The 18111-nt window shown below is 48.3% G+C and carries 14 protein-coding genes; 7 read left to right on the top strand and 7 right to left on the bottom strand.

Annotated elements, in window-relative coordinates:
• Window positions 1-208 precede the first annotated feature (208 nt).
• The 3 genes from GQS10_RS06340 (at window position 209) to GQS10_RS06330 (ending at window position 6811) form a co-directional block, all read left to right on the top strand.
• The gene (locus GQS10_RS06340; RefSeq protein ID WP_166240203.1) at window positions 209-4192 is read left to right on the top strand and encodes an RCC1 domain-containing protein; all 3984 of its coding nucleotides are present in this window, start codon (window positions 209-211) and stop codon (window positions 4190-4192) included.
• A 334-nt stretch (window positions 4193-4526) separates the two neighbouring features.
• Window positions 4527-5678, top strand: a complete 1152-nt coding sequence (locus GQS10_RS06335; protein ID WP_166240202.1) for a sulfite reductase subunit alpha — start codon at window positions 4527-4529, stop codon at window positions 5676-5678.
• Between the two features lie 188 nt (window positions 5679-5866).
• The gene (locus GQS10_RS06330; RefSeq protein WP_166240200.1) at window positions 5867-6811 is read left to right on the top strand and encodes a sensor domain-containing diguanylate cyclase; all 945 of its coding nucleotides are present in this window, start codon (window positions 5867-5869) and stop codon (window positions 6809-6811) included.
• 51 nt (window positions 6812-6862) lie between these two features.
• On the opposite strand, the gene GQS10_RS06325 is transcribed toward GQS10_RS06330, so the two are convergent.
• The gene (locus GQS10_RS06325; RefSeq protein ID WP_166240198.1) at window positions 6863-7966 is read right to left on the bottom strand and encodes a glycoside hydrolase family 88/105 protein; all 1104 of its coding nucleotides are present in this window, start codon (window positions 7964-7966) and stop codon (window positions 6863-6865) included.
• 98 nt (window positions 7967-8064) lie between these two features.
• Between GQS10_RS06325 and GQS10_RS06320 the strand changes: the two genes are divergently transcribed.
• The 3 genes from GQS10_RS06320 (at window position 8065) to GQS10_RS06310 (ending at window position 9607) form a co-directional block, all read left to right on the top strand.
• Window positions 8065-8937, top strand: a complete 873-nt coding sequence (locus tag GQS10_RS06320; RefSeq protein WP_166240196.1) for an AraC family transcriptional regulator — start codon at window positions 8065-8067, stop codon at window positions 8935-8937.
• Between the two features lie 225 nt (window positions 8938-9162).
• Window positions 9163-9345, top strand: a complete 183-nt coding sequence (locus GQS10_RS06315; protein WP_166240194.1) for a hypothetical protein — start codon at window positions 9163-9165, stop codon at window positions 9343-9345.
• A 13-nt stretch (window positions 9346-9358) separates the two neighbouring features.
• A complete protein-coding gene (locus GQS10_RS06310) occupies window positions 9359-9607 on the top strand; it encodes a spore coat protein (RefSeq protein ID WP_166240192.1) in 249 nt (82 codons plus the stop codon).
• Window positions 9608-9703: 96 nt separating this feature from the next.
• On the opposite strand, the gene GQS10_RS06305 is transcribed toward GQS10_RS06310, so the two are convergent.
• The 6 genes from GQS10_RS06305 to GQS10_RS06280 form a co-directional block, all read right to left on the bottom strand.
• Entirely contained in the window at window positions 9704-11452 is a 1749-nt protein-coding gene (locus tag GQS10_RS06305) for an ABC transporter ATP-binding protein (protein WP_166240190.1), read from the bottom strand.
• A complete protein-coding gene (locus tag GQS10_RS06300; protein ID WP_166240188.1) occupies window positions 11445-13220 on the bottom strand; it encodes an ABC transporter ATP-binding protein in 1776 nt (591 codons plus the stop codon). The genes GQS10_RS06305 and GQS10_RS06300 overlap by 8 nt, the downstream gene beginning before the upstream one ends.
• 109 nt (window positions 13221-13329) lie before the next feature.
• Window positions 13330-14283: a helix-turn-helix domain-containing protein gene (locus GQS10_RS06295; protein WP_166240186.1), complete on the bottom strand. Its 954-nt coding sequence runs from the start codon at window positions 14281-14283 to the stop codon at window positions 13330-13332.
• 2 nt (window positions 14284-14285) lie between these two features.
• Window positions 14286-15797 carry an ABC transporter ATP-binding protein gene (locus tag GQS10_RS06290; protein WP_166240184.1) on the bottom strand — a complete coding sequence of 504 codons (1512 nt, stop codon included), beginning with the start codon at window positions 15795-15797 and terminating at the stop codon, window positions 14286-14288.
• A 12-nt stretch (window positions 15798-15809) separates the two neighbouring features.
• Window positions 15810-16529, bottom strand: coding sequence for an energy-coupling factor transporter transmembrane component T (locus tag GQS10_RS06285; protein WP_166240182.1), 720 nt, complete (start codon window positions 16527-16529; stop codon window positions 15810-15812).
• Window positions 16526-17110 (bottom strand): MptD family putative ECF transporter S component, encoded by a 585-nt coding sequence (locus GQS10_RS06280; protein ID WP_166240180.1) that lies wholly within the window; start codon window positions 17108-17110, stop codon window positions 16526-16528. The genes GQS10_RS06285 and GQS10_RS06280 overlap by 4 nt, the downstream gene beginning before the upstream one ends.
• A gap of 309 nt (window positions 17111-17419) precedes the next feature.
• On the opposite strand from GQS10_RS06280, the gene GQS10_RS06275 reads away from it, so the two are divergent.
• Entirely contained in the window at window positions 17420-18097 is a 678-nt protein-coding gene (locus GQS10_RS06275; RefSeq protein WP_166240178.1) for a helix-turn-helix transcriptional regulator, read from the top strand.
• The last annotated feature ends 14 nt before the right edge of the window (window positions 18098-18111 follow it).

Raw genomic sequence — 18111 nt, 5'->3', positions numbered from 1 at the left:
GTGTTCCTAAAATGTAAATTTTGGAGTTAAAGAAAATTCTCTCTTTTTGAAAAGGATAATGTGGCATTGTTGTCGAATAATGTCGTATTACGCTGTATTTTTTTTGGCGAGAAAGGGGATGAAAAAAGAAAAACAGTCAGTGGTGTAAAAAGGAAAACGTATTTAACTCTCACATCAGCTTAGAACAGACAAGCATAGGAGGACTTTGGTGAACACCTTTTTACGCAAATGGATAACCGGTTGTTTAGTTATGGCACTTATCGTCATGATCGTTCCCTTTGGAACAACGAATGCAAATCCTGCCGGAACCATTGTTCAAATGGACAGTACCGTGCACACTTCAATGGTTTTGACCAATGACGGAGCTCTTTGGGTGGCGGGCCACAATCTTTACGGCCAATTCGGCAATGGTACAAAGGCACCGTCTGGTGTTTACTCGCCTTATTATGAGAAATTGCAAACCATCTCGGATGTGGCTATGATCGCTTTGGGCGACAGCACCAGCTTTGCACTCAAACATGACGGAACGGTATGGGCTTGGGGCAGCAATATTGCCGGACAGCTTGGGAACGGAACCACTACGGAATCTTTGCTCCCTGTCCAGGTACCCGGACTATCCGGTATTGTTTCAATCGCCGCAGGCGCCTTAACCGGTTATGCAGTAAAAAGTGATGGCACCGTATATTCTTGGGGCAGCGGTTCGTCCGGAGCGCTGGGAAATAATTCATCAGCAAACTCGAATATCCCGGTACAAGTCATGGGCTTAACAGGTGTGATTCAAGTTTCCGCAAATTATTATGGCGCCGTCGCTTTGAAAGGCGATGGAACCGTTTCGACCTGGGGAATAGGTGAATACGGCGCATTGGGGAATGGCACTACAGTACAATCAACAATCCCGGTAAGCGTCCCCAATTTATCTGGCATTATCGCTGTTTCAAAATCGCGAATTGGCGGCTTTGCCCTAAGAACGGATGGAACCTTATGGGGCTGGGGATATAATGCACAAAATCAGCTGAATACCGATGTCGTTGATCCGAACGCTCCTGTATCGCCGAGCAACCAATTGACGCCAGTGCAGATCACGGGATTATCCGGAATAACAAAGATGTCCGCCGGTGATTTTCATACCATGGCGATTGATGAGCAAAAACGCGTATATATCTGGGGGCGCAACTCCGGCTTAGTAGGGGATGGAACGTCAGCTAATACTTATAAAATTGAAACGGTAACAAATGTACCGGATCCAAGCCTCATTTTTGCGGGCAGCAATAATAGCTTCATTGTAACGAGCGGAAATCGGATCTACTCGACCGGATACAATGCCACAGGGTTATTGGGAGACGGTACGACGAGCGGAAGAACTACATTTGCATCAAACAACTCTATACCTATAGCTCTGCCTGACGTTCTCAACGTAACGGAGGATAGCTTCGCTACGGGAACACTCAAAGGCACCGATGCTGATCAGGAACCGTTAACGTATCACATTGTGACTCCGGCTTCGAAGGGTACGGTGACGATTACCGATCCGGCAGCGGGAACATACCGTTATACCCCTAACCTAGACGCCACGGGAACGGATGAATTTAGCTTCAAAACCAACGATGGAAGATCAAACTCCTTGCCAGCTTCCATTACCGTCACGATCACACCGGTACAGGATACGCCTATAGCGGAAAATGGTACGCTTCACGCAGTCGAGGATACCGCAGCTCATGGTACTTTACCGGGCAAAGATGTAGACGGGGATACGCTAATATACAGTGTGGTGGATCAGCCGGGCAAAGGAACAGTAACCATTACGAATCCGGCTACTGGAGCCTATGTTTATCAGCCAAATCTCAACGAGAATGGTTCGGATTCCTTTACGTTCAAGGTAAATGACGGGATATCCGATTCCAATATCGCGCACATTCAGGTTTCCATTCAAGAGATCAACGATGCTCCGGCCGCGACAGATACCCGCTATTCGACGTTTGTTGATACCTCTTTTAACGGGCGCCTTGCAGCAGCCGACGTAGAGAGTACGTCTGAACAATTGACGTATACGATCGTACAACAGCCGCAGAACGGGATAGTTACGTTGGAAGCGAATGGCGGGGGAATGTTTACCTATACGCCTAACGCAGGATTTATTACGGACAGCAGCACGACAGAGTCATTTCAATATCAGGTTAGTGACAGCGGGCAGCTTACCGACACGGCTTTCGCTCGCATCGATGTATTGAAATCGGCGAATGCTAAGCTTTCTGACCTTGTTGTCGCAGCAGAGGAGAAAACAACAACTCTTGTGACCAGCACGGACACTACGAATCAAACGAGTTTTCACCTCCAGGTTTCAAACGAGGTTGCTAGTGCTACGGTAACCGCTTCGGTTTATAACCAATATGCTAGCATCAATATTAATCATGAGTCCCAGGCCATGCTTGCTGGAACGGCAATCGCGACGATTCCGCTTTCGGTCGGCGATAACGTAATTCCTGTCCAAGTGACTGCCCAGGACGGAACGTTGATGACCTATGAAATTCGGATTTCTAGAGCATTGTCCAATGATGCGCGTTTAAAGCTGCTTTCTGTAGATTCGGTCAATTTTATGCCTGTATTTAACGAAGAACAACCAAGCTATGAAGCAAATGTACCGAATTTAACGGCCGAGGTAACCGTTACTGCTGCCGTCTACGAGCCGAATGCGAAGCTCAGCTTGAATCAATTGGAGATGCAAAATAATGTAGGAACAAGCGTTGCGCTCCAAGAGGGCAGCAACACAGTAAGTATTGAGGTGCTTGCGCAGGACGGCGTTACCCGTAAGACGTACGTATTAAATGTGATCCGCGCGGCATCGTCTGATGAAGAATCTTCCGGCGGCGGGGGCGCTGCGCCAGCTTATGCAGCTCCTGCACAACCAGCCGCATCTCAACAGAACCAAGGAATAGCTGTTAAAGTAGACGGGAAAATTCAAGAACAATCCGCTACGGCATCGACTTCTAACGTAGCGGGCAAAAAAGTAACGAAGGTACAAGTAGATAATGACAAGGTGATCGCACGTATCGAGCAGGATAGCAGCCGATCCGTCAGTATTCCGGTACAATCGGATTCCGAAATTGTTATCGGAGAGCTGAACGGTCAACTGGTTAAGGCGATGGAAAGGAAAGAGGCGGTTATTGAAATCCAGACTAATCGTGCTCATTATACGCTTCCAGCCTCCCAAATCAACATTGACCGGATCTCTAGTCAAATGGGTGCTAAGGTTGAACTGAAAGATATTACAATCGGCATTCGCATTGCACAATCGTCGCAGGAAAATAGGGATCAAATGAAGCTGGCTTCGCAAAAAGAAAAGCTTGAGTTGGTTATCGAGCCTGTTGATTTCGAAGTTCAAGCGACTTATAACGGTAATACGGTGGACGTCAATACGTTCAACAGCTACGTTGAGCGGGCCATTGCGATTCCAAATGGAGTAGACCCGAGCAGAATCACGACAGGCGTCGTCTTAAACAGCGATGGAACGATTTCTCATGTACCTACTAAGGTGGTGTCCATGGACGGGGCGTATTTTGCACTTATTAGCAGTTTAACGAACAGCACCTATTCTGTCGTTTGGAACCCAACATCATTTACCGATGTCGAGCAGCATTGGAGTAAGGATTCCGTTAACAATATGGGCTCCAGACTTATCATCCAAGGGATCTCGGATCAGGAATTTGCTCCGGACCAAAACATTACCCGAGCTGAGTTTGCAGCACTTGTCACTAGGGCAATGGGACTGTATAAGACAAGCCATCAGGCTGGCGTTATGATGACGGATATTCACAGCTCCGAATGGTATTACCAAGCCGTTCAAGCTGCCTTGGCCTACGGATTGGTCAACGGTTACGAGGATGGAACGTTCCAGCCGAACCAAACGATTTCTCGAGTAGAAGCAATGGTAATTTTGAATCGTGCGATGAAGCTCTCGAAGCTTGAAGAGGGAATGAATCAGCAGGAGGCCGTGCAGCTTTTGGATCAATTCGATGACCACCGTGAAGTGGGTGATTGGGCTGTCAATGCAACGGCAGCGGTTGTAAACCAGGGTATTGCACAAGGGTACAATGGGAATTTACATCCAGCCGATTCGGTAACGAGAGCGCAAACGGCAGTAATGCTGGAAAAGCTGCTGCAAAAAGCAGATTTGATTAACAGCAAGAACGAATAATTATTTTCAACGTTAAGAACCCCCTTGATCGGAAAAGGCCTGCTTTAGATCCAAGGCTTTTTCCGTTAAAGGGGGTTCCCTTTTTGCCTACATAAAGGCGCTTCTATTCAAAGAAATGCGAACGATTATCAACCGGTTGAGAAAATCAGAGATTATCGTTAGTATATAGGGTAGGGTACAGGGATGAAATTTTCAAGAAATAGACAATTCATAGCACATATTTTTACCCTGGACATCTTGAAGAACCTCATGACGAGTGTTTTAATTAACGTACTTGCTTTTCTGTTTAGATCAATGAGTTTTATCACTATGTAAAGATATAGAGGTGGAGATTATGCAAACGACGGAAGGACAAACCGCTTATTCAAGAACGAATCCTTTTCAAGCAAAGGTACTTAAAAATGTTAATTTAAATGGTGCTGGATCCAGTAAAGAAACGAGACACCTGGAGCTATCGTTAAAGGGATCGAACCTCTCCTATGTGCCTGGAGATTGCTTGGGAGTCATCCCGGCGAATGATCCACAGCTTGTATCTGCGATTCTGGAGGAAACGAAATGGGATGCGGAGCAGCCGATCACCATTAATAAGCAGGGCGATACCCTCCCATTAAAAGAAGCGCTAACTACTCATTTCGAAATTACGTTATTGACGAAAAAAATTGTACAGCAAGCAGCGAGCTTTACAGATCATGCAGAGCTTCAGCAGCTGGTATCGAGTGAAAATGTGGAGCAATTGAAGGAATACATTGACGGCCGTGATTTCCTTGATTTGCTGCGCGATTTCGGTCCATGGAAGGCTTCCGCCGAAGAAATGCTGTCGCTTCTGCGAAAAATGCCGCCGCGTCTGTATTCCATCGCAAGCAGCATCGCCGCGAACCCGGAGGAAGTGCACCTTACCATCGGTGCCGTGCGATACATGGCTCACGGACGTGAACGCAAGGGAGTATGCTCGGTTTACTGCGCGGAGCGCCTGCCAGAAGGGGATACGGTTCCAGTATTTATTCAGCAAAATAAACACTTTAATCTGCCGGAATCGCAAGAGAAGGATATTATTATGGTTGGCCCGGGAACAGGAATTGCGCCATTCCGTTCCTTCATTCAGGAACGTGCGGTAACAAAAGCAGCAGGTAGAGCATGGTTGTTTTTCGGCGACCAGCGTTCGGCTACGGACTTCCTATATCAGGATGAATTGGAGCAGTATCAAAAGGACGGTGTGTTGACTCGCTTAGATGCGGCGTTTTCCCGTGATACCGAGCAAAAAGTATATGTACAGCACAAAATGCTTGAAAACAGTAAAGAATTGTTTGAATGGCTGCAGGGTGGAGCTTATTTCTATATTTGCGGAGATAAGCAGCATATGGCGAAAGACGTCCACAACATGCTGATCGATATTATCGAAAAAGAAGGCTCGATGTCTCGTGAAGCCGCAGAAGCATACTTAAATGATTTGCAGGAGCAAGGGCGTTACCAGCGTGACGTGTATTAATAATCATAAATATGTTTTACTATAGACGAAAGAGTGATTCGAACCACATTTCGCGGTGGAAGAGAATCACTCTTTTGTTTGTCCTGTTTTTGACACGCGTCAAATTTCGTTTACTTTTTAAAACTATCGAGTTCATAATAAGGGCAACGGAGTGAAACAGGAACGACATAAGAGGAAGTGGATTCGTAATGATTTCTTCAAATGAACTTCAGCTTTATACCAATTTTGAAGAATTAGCAAATGATGTTTTGCAAATGGCCAGTGAATTTATGAAGGACAAGCTCATATTCCTAAGTGCGATAACTCAAACCCAACAGCTTATTTTAAAAGTATTGGACAACAACTCGGGAAGCCGGATAACAGAGGGCATGGAGCTTGACATACAAGGTACGGTTTGCCAAAGGATTGATTTCGATAACCGGATGCCATTAATCTATGAAGACATGAGTAAAGAATCATGTTTAGATGACGTGAGAAATGTAATTCTGGATGCAAATGTGAATTCCTATGTTGGAGTTCCGATCGTACAGGAGAACGGGGAAGTATTTGGAACGCTTTGTGCTGTCCACTCCTTAGCATCCACGTTCGACCCAAAGAGCGTTCGAATGCTGCAGCGTATTTCTAAAATGTTCTCCTATTATCTCGCCTTAGAGCAAATGGCCTTTCGAGATGCTTTGACCGGCCTGTACAATAGGCAGTATCTATCCAAGCATTTTTCCGCCGAGCCTTCAACAAGCGGGGCGATCTTTTTCCTTGATTTAGATGGGTTTAAGAAGGTCAATGATCTTTACGGACATGACAAGGGAGACTTCGTATTAAAAGAGGCCTCTCACCGTATAAATTCGTACGTTACAAAACATAATGGGTTTGCTGTGCGGCTGGGTGGTGATGAGTTTATCATTACTGTTCCAGAGGTGATGGATTCAGCACTTCTCTCTACTTATGCGGAAGAAATCATTTCCCGTTTGTCTGCCTGGGAGTTTCCGATAAAAGAGTGCGATTTATCAGCCAGCATCGGCATCGTCACCTGCCATCCGGAGGATCGTCAAGACTTAAACGCACTGTTGAAAAAGGCCGATCAGGCTTTGTATCAAGCGAAAGCAGCAGGGAAAAGAGCATACCGATTTTATTAAACCAAAAGCCGCATGATCCATTTTTTCATAGGATCATGCGGCTTTTTCACATTACGATTGCGGCTTCGCTTGGCTCATTTCTACGCACATCAGAATAAAGGCTCCTGCGCCGTGCAGATCGTTCTCACTGGTCGGACGGGCAATATAATGAGCGTAATCGCCGATGCCGGTACCGATACAAATTTGACCGATGACAACGTTGCCGTTCTCGTCGAACTTCAGTGTATCGATTACGCCCTGATAGCCCTTCCAAGCATACTCCATATATTTTTCGTCAAGGTAACCGAAACGCACCGCTTTGGCGATGGCATGGACATACAAGGAAGTACACGAATTTTCCAGCCAGTTATCCGGACGATCCCCTTTATCAACAACCTGATACCATAAGCCCGTTGCAGGATCCTGATAGTTAGTGAGGGCGATGAGTAAATCTTGCAGAATTTCCGTAAGCGCGGCTTTATCTTTGTGATCCTCCGGCAGGTACTCGAACATTTCCAGCAAAGCTACCGGATACCAGCCAATCGCTCGTCCCCAGAACTCAGGCGCCAAGCCGGTTTCCGGATCCGCCCAAGCTGCTTCCTTGGTTTCGTCCCAACCGTGGTACAACAGCCCGGTGACAGGGTCTTTCGTATGCTTTGCCATCAGGAGCGCTTGGAACGTCATCATGTCAAAGTATTCGCTTTCACCGAAGGTCTTCGCAAACTGAACGGCGATCGGACCTGCCATATACAAGCCGTCGAGCCACATTTGGTTCGGGTAATGTCCTTTATGCCAGAAGCCGCCGGATGGGTTCGTTCTCCATTCCTTCAGCAAAGGAACGAGATGATATAGGGCTTTCTTATACCGTTCGTCTCCCGTTTGCTCATATAAATTATAGAGAAGAACTCCCGGCTGAATATCGTCTAACTCATCGGGCTTGAACTTTTTGATGCTGCCATCCACGAGTACTTGACTGTCTACCCATGCTTTTAAGTAATCATAATATTTCTGGTCTCCAGTCTGCCGCCAGCATTTCTCCATGCCGGACAGAAAGACGCCTTGATGATAGTGAAACCGGTCCGGCGGCAGCATTTCCGGTTCGAATTTGGCCATTAATGCTTCGCAGGCTTTTTCCGCCCATTGGATCGGGGTCAGCGTAGATACATTGGAATTCATATGTAACATCCTCCTTCTTGAACTTACCTCCATCTTACCATCACAAAATGTACATTATTTGCGTATATGCTTTAATTCTTCTTATATTTTGCGGTAAAATGAAAGCACATCGTGAAATAGAGGAGGGGGAAGCAACGGGAAATCTACATTTTCAAAATGAAGCCGGAACGTTCTCCGTTTCCTATCGGAAGGCATTAAGTCACCATATGCCGGACAGCCACTTTCATAGTACATACGAAATTTACTTCTTGCTTTCCGGCAATCGGGAATTTTTCATTAAAGACCGGACGTTCGTCATTAGCGAAGGCGATGTCGTCGTTATCTCTCCGAATGTTCTACATCGAACGACGAATACGGAAATGCCCGAGCATGAACGGCTGATCATAAATATACACCCGAGTCATTTGATTACGCCGGACGGCTCGCATAAAGAAATTTTGCAGCCGCTCTTTGACAACGAGTATTTGATCATACATTGTCCCTTACAGCTTCGGCTAACTGTTGAGGCGATTGCGCGAAGTATGATTCAGGAATCGAAGGAGAGGCCGCCCGGCTTCGAAATGTATACGCAGACGCTGGTCATGCAGCTGCTGATCGTCTGCTGCCGGCATATGAAGGTAAACGCCTTGGAGCCTTCGGAGCAGCCAAGCCCCATGCACGAAAGGATTTTTGAAATTGTTCGTTACATTAATGATCATTATCCGGAACAATTAACGTTGCAGCTGCTGGCGGAGAAATTCTATATCAGCCCATATTATCTGAGCCGTTTTTTTAAGGAAGCAACGGGTTTCACGTTCGTGGAGTATGTAAACAGCGTTCGCATTAAAGAAGCGAAGAAGCTGCTTGAAGAATCCTCGATGAAGGTGCAGCTGATCGCCAAGAAAGTCGGTTTCGGCAGCGTTACGAATTTCGGCAGGGTATTTAAGGCCGTGACGGGAAATGCACCTCTGTTTTATCGAAGAGGAAAATAAAGGGTTGTGATTTCTTAATCGCCGGTGGGGAGATTTTTTATCGGTTGCCCAGCGGCAGATGCGCTGATTCTCATAGAGGGTATAGATGTTGGAACAGGGAAACTTTTTTAGTTATTTAAAAATGTTTTGTGTGCAGGAATAATTCGAATGTCTAATGGGATATTAAAAAACGTGATGGCATGAACTCACGCCAAATCATACAAAAAGGAAAGGAGGTCCACAACCATGCAATTGTCGGAACTCGAGCTGCAAAACCTGCGTCACCTTATCGGTAAAACACAAAATGACGCCAATAAGCTTGAAACCTACGCGCAGCAAGCTACCGATCCGCAAATTAAACAAGCTTTCCAGCAGGAAGCCGCGACAGCGAGAGCAACACAGCAAACACTTATCACCTTTTTAAAATAGGAGGGGAACCTGGATGAACGAAAAAGACATGGTGCTGGATTACCTGCACACGATGCACTCGAACTTAATGAATTATGCGATTTACATCGCCCACACCGACAATCAGTCCTTGCGGCAGGCGTTAATCGATACCCGCAATTTTGATGAACAGCGCCAATACGACTTTTATCAGCTGGCGTTTCAAAAAGGCTATTACCAGCCCGCGGATGCGGCCTCTCCGCAAGATATCCAAGAGGTCAGAAGCCTTTTTACCGTTCAGTAAAATCACCGAGTTAAGCTGGCCTTTCTCCGCTTAGTGCTGAGGCAAGCACTTCTATCCAGCCTTTTTGTAAAAGGGCCGGGGATAGGAGTGTTTTTGCTATGCGATGCTCCAGTTTTCCGCTTTCTCACGAATGGAGATAAACCTGCGGTAAACCCCGTCGGCTGCGGCCAGTTGTTCATGGGTGCCTCGTTGTACCAAACGACCGCGATCCAGCACGATAATCTGATCGGCCTTTTCAATGGTTGCGAGACGATGCGCAATGACAATGACGGTTTTTCCGCGAGTAAGTCTGCTGATGGCCTCTTGCAGGTAATGCTCGTTCTCGGGGTCGACGCTAGCCGTCGCTTCGTCCAAGATAATAATCGGGGCGTCTTTGAGCATCGCGCGGGCAATGGAGATCCGCTGCTTTTCCCCGCCCGAAAGGGAGGAGCCGCCTTCACCGACCATGGTGTGATAACCATCGGGCAGGGCCGTTATAAATTTGTGGCAGCGTGCCTGCTTTGCAGCTTCGATTACCTCGTCCATTGTAGCATCCGGTTTGCCGAACTTGATGTTGTTCAAAATCGTATCATGAAACAGATACACCTGCTGAAAGACCATGCTGATGTTTGTAAGAAGGCTGTCGCAGGTCATCTGACGAATATCTGTACCGCCAATGGAAATTCTTCCTTCATCCACGTCGTAGAACCGGGCAATGAGGTGACATAGCGTTGTTTTGCCGGAGCCTGACGGTCCCACAATAGCAGTTGTCGTGTTCTCGGGAATCGTTACGTTGATCCCGCTCAGCACCTCGCGATGTTCGTAGGCAAACGAAACCTGATTCAATTCAATGCTGTACGCTTTGACTTGCATGTCTTTGCCGTCCTCATCAATCAGCTGCACACGTTTCATGTCGTCCTGCTTATCCAGCGTGGCACGGATGATTTGCAGGACATGAGTGGCGTTGTTGATTTGCTCTACATGGTTAAATAGGATAAACGAGAACACGGCCAGCATGAGAAAGACCGGTACGGATAAGCCTCCCTGCACGGTAAGGATCGCAGATACAGCTGTAACCCCAACGGAGGCTGCTTTCAGCGCAAGCTGATGCAGGCAGTTGGCAGGGACGAATTCCTTTTCAATTTTTACATTAATCCGTCGATGGGTATGAAACGCCTGGCGTATACTTTCCATGGAAGCACCTTCCTGTCCGTATGCCTTGACGACGGGAATCCCACGGGCAAATTCCAGCACGGAGGTAATGATGTCGTTTTGGGCTTCTTGATGAACAGGAGCGTTGCGATGGCTATAGCTCCCCAGCATTCGCAGTGCCAAAGCGGACAACACGATGCCGAGGATCGCGACCAATGCCGCGTGCGGACTGTAGGGCAGTAAGCAAAGCACCATCGTAAAGGTACTGATATATCCGCCTACCACTGTGTCCACCATTTTCATCGCATACATTTCCATGAAGGAGAGGTCGGTCGTGACCGCACCCGCCAAATGACCTGTTCTATTGCGGCCAAAGAAGCCGAGAGGAACCCGCTTGAATAAATCGCCAATCTGTATTCGGGTATCCGCAGTAACCTCATGCCCGATGCTCTCTTGATAAACAGCTCTCAAGTAGGAGAACAAGAATCGGCCCAGCACCATTACTATCATAAAAAGCAGCAGGTAAAGCGCCCAAACAGGGGTTAACGTGACGCTGCCGGCCTGATCCTCCAGCATAAGGTTCAGCACGTACGCGGCTCCCATAATGGGCAGCGCTGTGAACATCGTTTGAAGAAAGGACCAGAGGAAGCCCCAGTACAGCCGATATCTTCGTTTTCCCGTCCAGCGGATCATGCGGAACATGGTTTTAAGCATGCAGGGAATCCTCCTTAAAGCTGCTGTTGGCCGCCCATGCTTTGGCCCCAATATGGGACTGCCACATGGTTCGGTAAAGTTCGCTGCTACTCAGCAATTGATGATGCGTTCCCTTCGCGCTGACGCGGCCGCGTTCCAATAGGACGATTTGATCGGCATGCCGGATGGTGGAGAGGCGATGGGCGATAACGAGCATCGTCTTTCCCTTGGCAAGCGCCGCAAGGGAATGCTGAAGCTTTTCCTCGTTTTCCGGATCGGTAAAGGCGGTCGCTTCATCGAGGATGACAATAGGAGCGTTCTTTAAAATGGCGCGGGCGATGACGATGCGCTGCCTCTCACCGCCAGAAAGCTTGGATCCGGCCTCTCCCGCGAGGGTGTGCCAGCCATGCTCGAATCGCGAGATGAATTCCTCGCATTGAGCAGCCCGGGCGGCAGCATACACCTCTTCATCGGAAGCGGTCGGTTTTCCCACCCGAATGTTCTCCATAAGTGAACAATGGAACAGGAAGTTGTCCTGAGTCACGAAGCTGATTAGACTCGAAAGCTGGGCTAGAGGGATTTGACGAATGTCAATACCACCGATTCGAATCGAACCGCCATTTATATCCCAAAACCGGGCAATCAAGCGAGCTGCGGTGGATTTACCGCTGCCGGAGGGTCCAACCAGCGCGGTGAAGCTGCCTTCCGGCAGATCTACATTGATGCCGTGCAGAACGTCCCCGTCTTTTTCATTGTACTGAAAGTGCACATCCTGAAGCTCCACGCCATAAGACGAAATCGTAGCAGGGGCAGCTGCATCCGGCAGTACAGGCAAGTGCAGCAGCTCATTAGCCTCCCGAATAGCATACTCAATCGATTTCCAATCATTAACCGCAATCGTAAACCAGGTCATGGGCGCGATGATGCTTAAGGACAGAATCATGCACTGGGTAAATTCCGCAGGACTGAGGCTTCCGTCGATGTAAAGCAGCATGCCCACCGGCAAAATGCCGAGTAAAGTCGACGGCAGGATCGCCCCGCCTAGGTTCATATGCTTCCAGGTGGCATGAAACCACGCCAGCGTCAGCTCCTTGAACGCGTTTACCGCTCCAGTGTATTTTGCATAAGAACCGGCGGATTGGCCAAAGGCTTTGATGACCTCAATGCCTTCTACATATTCCACGATGACACTGTTGACATGATTGCTTGCTTCCATATAAGCGGCGTACTGCTTGTTGTAGCTTTTCATCATGATGGCATATACCATTGCCCCAAGTGGAACGCAGAGTAAAGCTGCCGCAGCCATTCGCCAATCGATGGCAATCATGTAAACAAACACGGCAGCAGGCAGCAGCAGATTGGAGATTCCCTCCGGAATCATGTGCGCCAAGGGGAGCTCAAGGGTCTCCACTCGGTCTACAATCATGTTCTTGAGCTTACCCGCCGTATACCTTTGCACAACACCTAAGGGAGCCTCGATGAGCCGCTTGGTCATTGCCAGACGGAGACTCTCCAAAATCCGGTAAGCGGACATATGGGATAACACCGTTGATAATCCGTAAAAAACAACTTTTACTAAATAGCCGGTTAGACAGATTCCTGACCATAATAAAATATCTTCGATCGCTGGGGTCCCCTCAAAGAAAAGGAGGATGATCTGATAAACTCCCCAAAAAGGCACGAGCCCGCCGGCAACGCTAAGAATGGCACATAAAACAGATAGCAGCATCGATGATTTGCATTCTTTGGAAAACTCAAGAATGGTACGGAACGTACCGGAACTCTTCATGTTCTGTTCTCACCTCCAACAAAATAAGGATGACCCCTGTAAAGGATCATCCTCATCTTATCGTCAACCTAACGTATTCAATAGACCAAAACAGACGGCAGTATTCCATTCAGACAACGGATTTCCGGTACTCAGCAGGCGTCATACCGATCACGGATTTGAAGGCGGCCGAAAATTTGCTGGCGCTGTCATAGCCCATTTCCAGCGCGATGGTCGTCACGCTGTCCTTCGTTCTGCGCAGCCTTACTGCCGCTGCATTCATCTTGTAGGCCTTCATATAAGCGTAAATGGAGGTGCCGTACACGCCCTTAAAACAATTTTTCATGGAGGTAATAGGGAAGTCAAACCGCGCGGAAAGCTCCTCCAGGGTATAACGCTTTTCCGGCTTTGAGGTAATCAGAGCCATAATGGCTTTTACTTTCTCTACGTGCGTTTTGTAAAAATAAGGACGTTCTCCGCCGCCCGGTGGAACCGCCATGGTACTTAACACAAGAAGAAGCTCCAACACCTTGACTTTAAAGAAAGGTGCGCGTATCGCTTCCGGCACTGCATACAATTCAGCAAAAATTTGCTTGATGGAATTTCCTGCCCTCATAATAAATGGCTTTTCACAATGGCAGAACCGATTTCGCAATGCATGAATATCTACGCAAAAGCCATCTATGACACCAGGCAATATCGAAGCAGCCTCATTTATGTTAATGGCTAAGGTGATCCCATGGTAGTGGCGCAGTGGAAACCGGAACATTCGCGAATGCCGAGCGCGGGAGCTCATTTGCAGATCGGCCGCCTCCATATATAAATAGCTGCCATCGTCCATTTCCCATTCAAGCCGGCCCTCCCGGCAATGGTCGATGCAGAACAGGTCTGCGTTCGTTTGAAAGGAGGAGAGACAGCTGTCGATGTGAAAATCATTGTACATCAGGTCAACTCCTGGGAAAATGTTGTAGCAGGTCATCATGCCCTCTCCAGTGGAATCCTCCAGCTTATACACCGTACACATATCATCCCGGCAAATCAGGGAAACATTATCTCCAAGATAAGTCGATGCTTCAAGAGACATCACTACACCACCTTTTCTTTCTCTTTTCTCCGCAACCCGCCCCCAGCCTCCAAAAAATAATCAAGCATCCGATCCATGCCGGAGGAATCCAACGTTATGTTCTCTTTGATGCTGCCCTTTTCGAGCCTCAGCAAATGGGTGCAGCAGGAAAGAATGAGCTCAGGGTCATGGGTAATCACGAATAATGTTCTTCCCATCTCGGCAAGTCGGGTGAGGCAGTCTGCCACCTCCCGCATGTGCTGAAGATCAAGACCGCTGGTCGGCTCGTCAAACACAATCAGTTCACGTTCTGACGCCACAGCTGACGCAATCGCCACACGCTGTTTTTGTCCGCCGGAAAGGGACATAGGGTGCGTATTCTCCAACTGTAGCAGATCGAGATGGCGCAAGATCGAACGTGCTTTCTCCACATCCGGGATTTGCATGGAAATGAGCACCTCGTCAAGAACACTTTCTGTAAACAGCTGATGATTTACATCCTGCATGACCATATAACAGGATTTCAACCGCTCTTTATTGGATAACCGGCAGCCGTTTACAAGAACGGAGGCACGGCACTTTTTTTCCAACCCGCACAAGCATCGGGCAAAGGTTGATTTCCCCGCGCCGTTGTGGCCGATGACCGCAATGATGCCGCCCTTCGGAACGCTTATCGGATTCAGCCGAAGCACCTCGGAGCAAGTTGAATATCCAAAAACAAAGTCGCACAGGGTAATGACTTCGTTTTGCGGTTCCGTTGCTCCTGCTGATCCTGTTGCTCCTGAATGGCTCTCCATCGAGAGGACGCGAAGCCCCAAATCCTCCAACCGATGTTTGGGCAGGCTATAAAATTCAGGGCCCTTATATTGCTCCATTAGCTGCCCGTTTTCCATCACGAGTACCCGATCGGCGAGGCCTGACAAATAATAAAGGCGGTGCTCGGAGATGACGATCGTTTTCCCTTGACTCTTCCAGTAGGTCAGCAGGCCTCTTAATTCCTCGATGGCCTTCGCGTCCAGATTGGACGATGGCTCGTCCAAAACCATCACTTGGGGGTCAAGCGCAGCAACGGAACCGCAGGCAATCTTTTGTTTTTCGCCGCCGGAGAGAGCAAAAATACTGCGGTTAAGCAAAGCATGCAAGCTGAGCTCCTCGGTCGCCCGTTCTACGCGCGTGCGGATTTCTTCTTCCGGCAGGCCCATATTCTCGCAGCCAAAGGCGACCTCGCTGGTCGTGTCCACGTTAAAGAACTGGCTTCGCGGATTTTGGAAGACGGAGCCAACCAGCTCAGCGGTTTCATATAAAGGAGCCCGAGAAACGTCAGTGCCGTTCACCAGAACCTGTCCGGTTAGATTCCCGGCATAGTAGTGGGGGATTAAACCGTTGATCAGGCGGGTCAACGTTGTTTTACCACAGCCGGAGCTGCCGCAAAGCAGCACAAATTCTCCTCTTTGAATGGTCAGTTCAATGCCGGACAAGCCTCCGTTTCCATTTCCGCTCTCGTAAGAGAAGGACACCTTCTTGAATTCAATCATGATAAACACCCCCTAATAGATCAACCATGTCAGCAGCAGCCCGACACTGATCAGGATGAGCGCCCAATCGAGTGCCGAAAAGCCAATTCGGCAAATATTGGTACGGCGCACGGGCTTGCCGAGCCCCCGGGTCAAGGCAGCCGCCGACAGCTCTTCGCCGATTTTCGCACAGCAGATCAGCATGGGGACAATTCGGTATTCCAGCATGGCGCTGGTGTTCTGACCGCCGAGGCGGATTCCACGCATACGCATCGCGTCCTGGATGGCGGCCATTTCTTCTGCGACTGTTGGAAAGAAGCGAAGCATAACCGAGAAGGGAATAATGATCTGCCGGGGGAGGCCCAGCCGTTCCAGCGCTGCGACAAGCTCGCTGATTTTGGTCGTACTGACGACATAATAGCCCATGACCAGCACGGGAATGAAGCGAGACAACAGCCCGGAGGCTATGACGGCCACTAAATTCAAGAGCCCTGCGGTACGGGAAACCAAAAAAGCTTCCATGCTTAGCGCAGCGCTCATGATGATCAGGTACAGAAAGGCGGGCATGGTTTTTCTCTCAGCCGCAAGCAGCAAGAAAGGCAGCAGGCCCAAAGCGGGTCGAATGAAAGCGTCCGCCCCGCTTATGCTTCCACCGATCATCACGATATTGACGGATGCCAGCATGATGATCTTTGTGCGGGGATCCAGCCAAAGACGGGATTCACCCATATTCGAAAAAACGGCTATCTTCATGCTGCGATTCCGGCCCGCCGAAAGTGCTTCCTCAGTACAGACAATCCCAGACTGGCACCTAATAAGCCTCCCGCTCCGGCTACGGCAAACATGGTCCAGAATACCCAAGCCGGAGTAATGGACATCAGCGTTTCCGCATAGGTGTCACCGAATGAAGCACGGATGGAGGAGAAGTAGGATTCGCGCATAAAAAATAAAGGGAGCATGAGTCCAACGGTCCATTGGCTAAACACGATATAACCGGTCCGGACGGCGGTTCCGCTTCGATAGTTCCCTGACATGAAAATCAGGTCTCCGGCTAACGCGAACAATGTGCCCGTTACTAAAATTGGCCACGGATGCCCCGTGAGCACCATGAGGAGGCTGAGTATCGTCCCCATGATTGTCACCATACCGAACTTGCGGACCTTCGTTAAAAAGAGCATAAACGGAATTCCCGCTACGAGCGGACAAAGAAAGGGAAGCGCCGGAATCAATACTGGAACATAGCCGACCATTGAAACAGCAAAAAAAACAGCATAATAAATGGCGGTAAAGATACCAACATGAATCAAATCCTTGGTTTGCAGTCTGTGATCCAAACGAAAACCTCCTCTAATCAACGGATAGGTATTTGCCTACTTCAATACAGTTGTAAAGGATAACGGGAAAAATATCTGCTCCAATCCGTCAAAACTGCTCCATTAGGACATTGATTTGTCCGTTTGGAGGGTTTCCTTCGAAGCACCAATTATCGATAGATTTTATTCATTTGCGGTTTTCATCATACCAAAAATGTTGCCCCAGGTAAAAATATGTGTTAGATTACAAGTGTTGTAACGAGTTCGCCGAATCAGAATGCGCGATTCATGGACAACAACACGCCGATCATAGAAGGTCAGGAGGTATGCATGCACATGAAAATGGATTCGCTGCCAGAGCCATCGACCAGGAGAGAAATTTTAATTCTGCTCAAAAAAAGCGGATTTCTAACCGTGCAGGAATTGTCGGAGCAGCTTGGCTTCACGGGAATGGCCATCCGAAGGCAGCTTCTAGCGCTGCAAAGTGAAGGCTATGTCCACGTCGCTTTTCAACGGCGCAATGCGAGAAAACCATCCTGCGTATATCGCCTGTCAGTTAGTGCAGAACGTTTATTTCCAAACCAATACGAAGGGTTGGCGCTTGATTTATTGGAATGTATACAGGAACTATGTGACGATTCGTTTCTCAATACCCTTTTTACTAATCGAACCAAGAGACTAGAAAGCAAATACCGAATCGTGAAAAAAGGAAAAAACTTAAAAATACGCATACAAGAACTAGCCCATATCCAGGACACGGAGGGATATATGACGAAGCTAGAGGAAAATGAGGACGGCTCGTTTACCTTTGAAGAGGGCAATTGTCCCGTATCCCAGGTTGCTCTTCGGTTTCCGCAGGTTTGTCAATGTGAACTGGAGTTCTTTACCGACTTGCTTGACGCTCACGTAGAACGGGTGGAATGCCTGTCGGACGGGGGGACGCATTGCCGTTATTCGGTATCGGAAAGGTATAAAAAAACGTTGATTGTTGGTGATCGTTCTTCATAATCCATCGTCTGAAC

It is taken from the genome of Paenibacillus turpanensis, from assembly GCF_011421635.1.
Classification (GTDB): Bacteria; Bacillota; Bacilli; order Paenibacillales; family YIM-B00363; genus Paenibacillus_AK; species Paenibacillus_AK turpanensis.
Note: the sequence above shows the minus strand (reverse complement) of the source record. Positions and strands in the feature narration are given on the sequence as shown.

Coding starts and splice junctions, on each gene's coding strand:
- GQS10_RS06335 (WP_166240202.1), top strand. CDS start 4,527: ATGCAAACGACGGAAGGACAAACCGCTTATTCAAGAACGAATCCTTTT.
- GQS10_RS06330 (WP_166240200.1), top strand. CDS start 5,867: ATGATTTCTTCAAATGAACTTCAGCTTTATACCAATTTTGAAGAATTA.
- GQS10_RS06325 (WP_166240198.1), bottom strand. CDS start 7,966: ATGAATTCCAATGTATCTACGCTGACCCCGATCCAATGGGCGGAAAAA.
- GQS10_RS06320 (WP_166240196.1), top strand. CDS start 8,065: ATGAAAGCACATCGTGAAATAGAGGAGGGGGAAGCAACGGGAAATCTA.
- GQS10_RS06315 (WP_166240194.1), top strand. CDS start 9,163: ATGCAATTGTCGGAACTCGAGCTGCAAAACCTGCGTCACCTTATCGGT.
- GQS10_RS06310 (WP_166240192.1), top strand. CDS start 9,359: ATGAACGAAAAAGACATGGTGCTGGATTACCTGCACACGATGCACTCG.
- GQS10_RS06305 (WP_166240190.1), bottom strand. CDS start 11,452: ATGCTTAAAACCATGTTCCGCATGATCCGCTGGACGGGAAAACGAAGA.
- GQS10_RS06300 (WP_166240188.1), bottom strand. CDS start 13,220: ATGAAGAGTTCCGGTACGTTCCGTACCATTCTTGAGTTTTCCAAAGAA.
- GQS10_RS06295 (WP_166240186.1), bottom strand. CDS start 14,283: ATGTCTCTTGAAGCATCGACTTATCTTGGAGATAATGTTTCCCTGATT.
- GQS10_RS06290 (WP_166240184.1), bottom strand. CDS start 15,797: ATGATTGAATTCAAGAAGGTGTCCTTCTCTTACGAGAGCGGAAATGGA.
- GQS10_RS06285 (WP_166240182.1), bottom strand. CDS start 16,529: ATGAAGATAGCCGTTTTTTCGAATATGGGTGAATCCCGTCTTTGGCTG.
- GQS10_RS06275 (WP_166240178.1), top strand. CDS start 17,420: ATGCACATGAAAATGGATTCGCTGCCAGAGCCATCGACCAGGAGAGAA.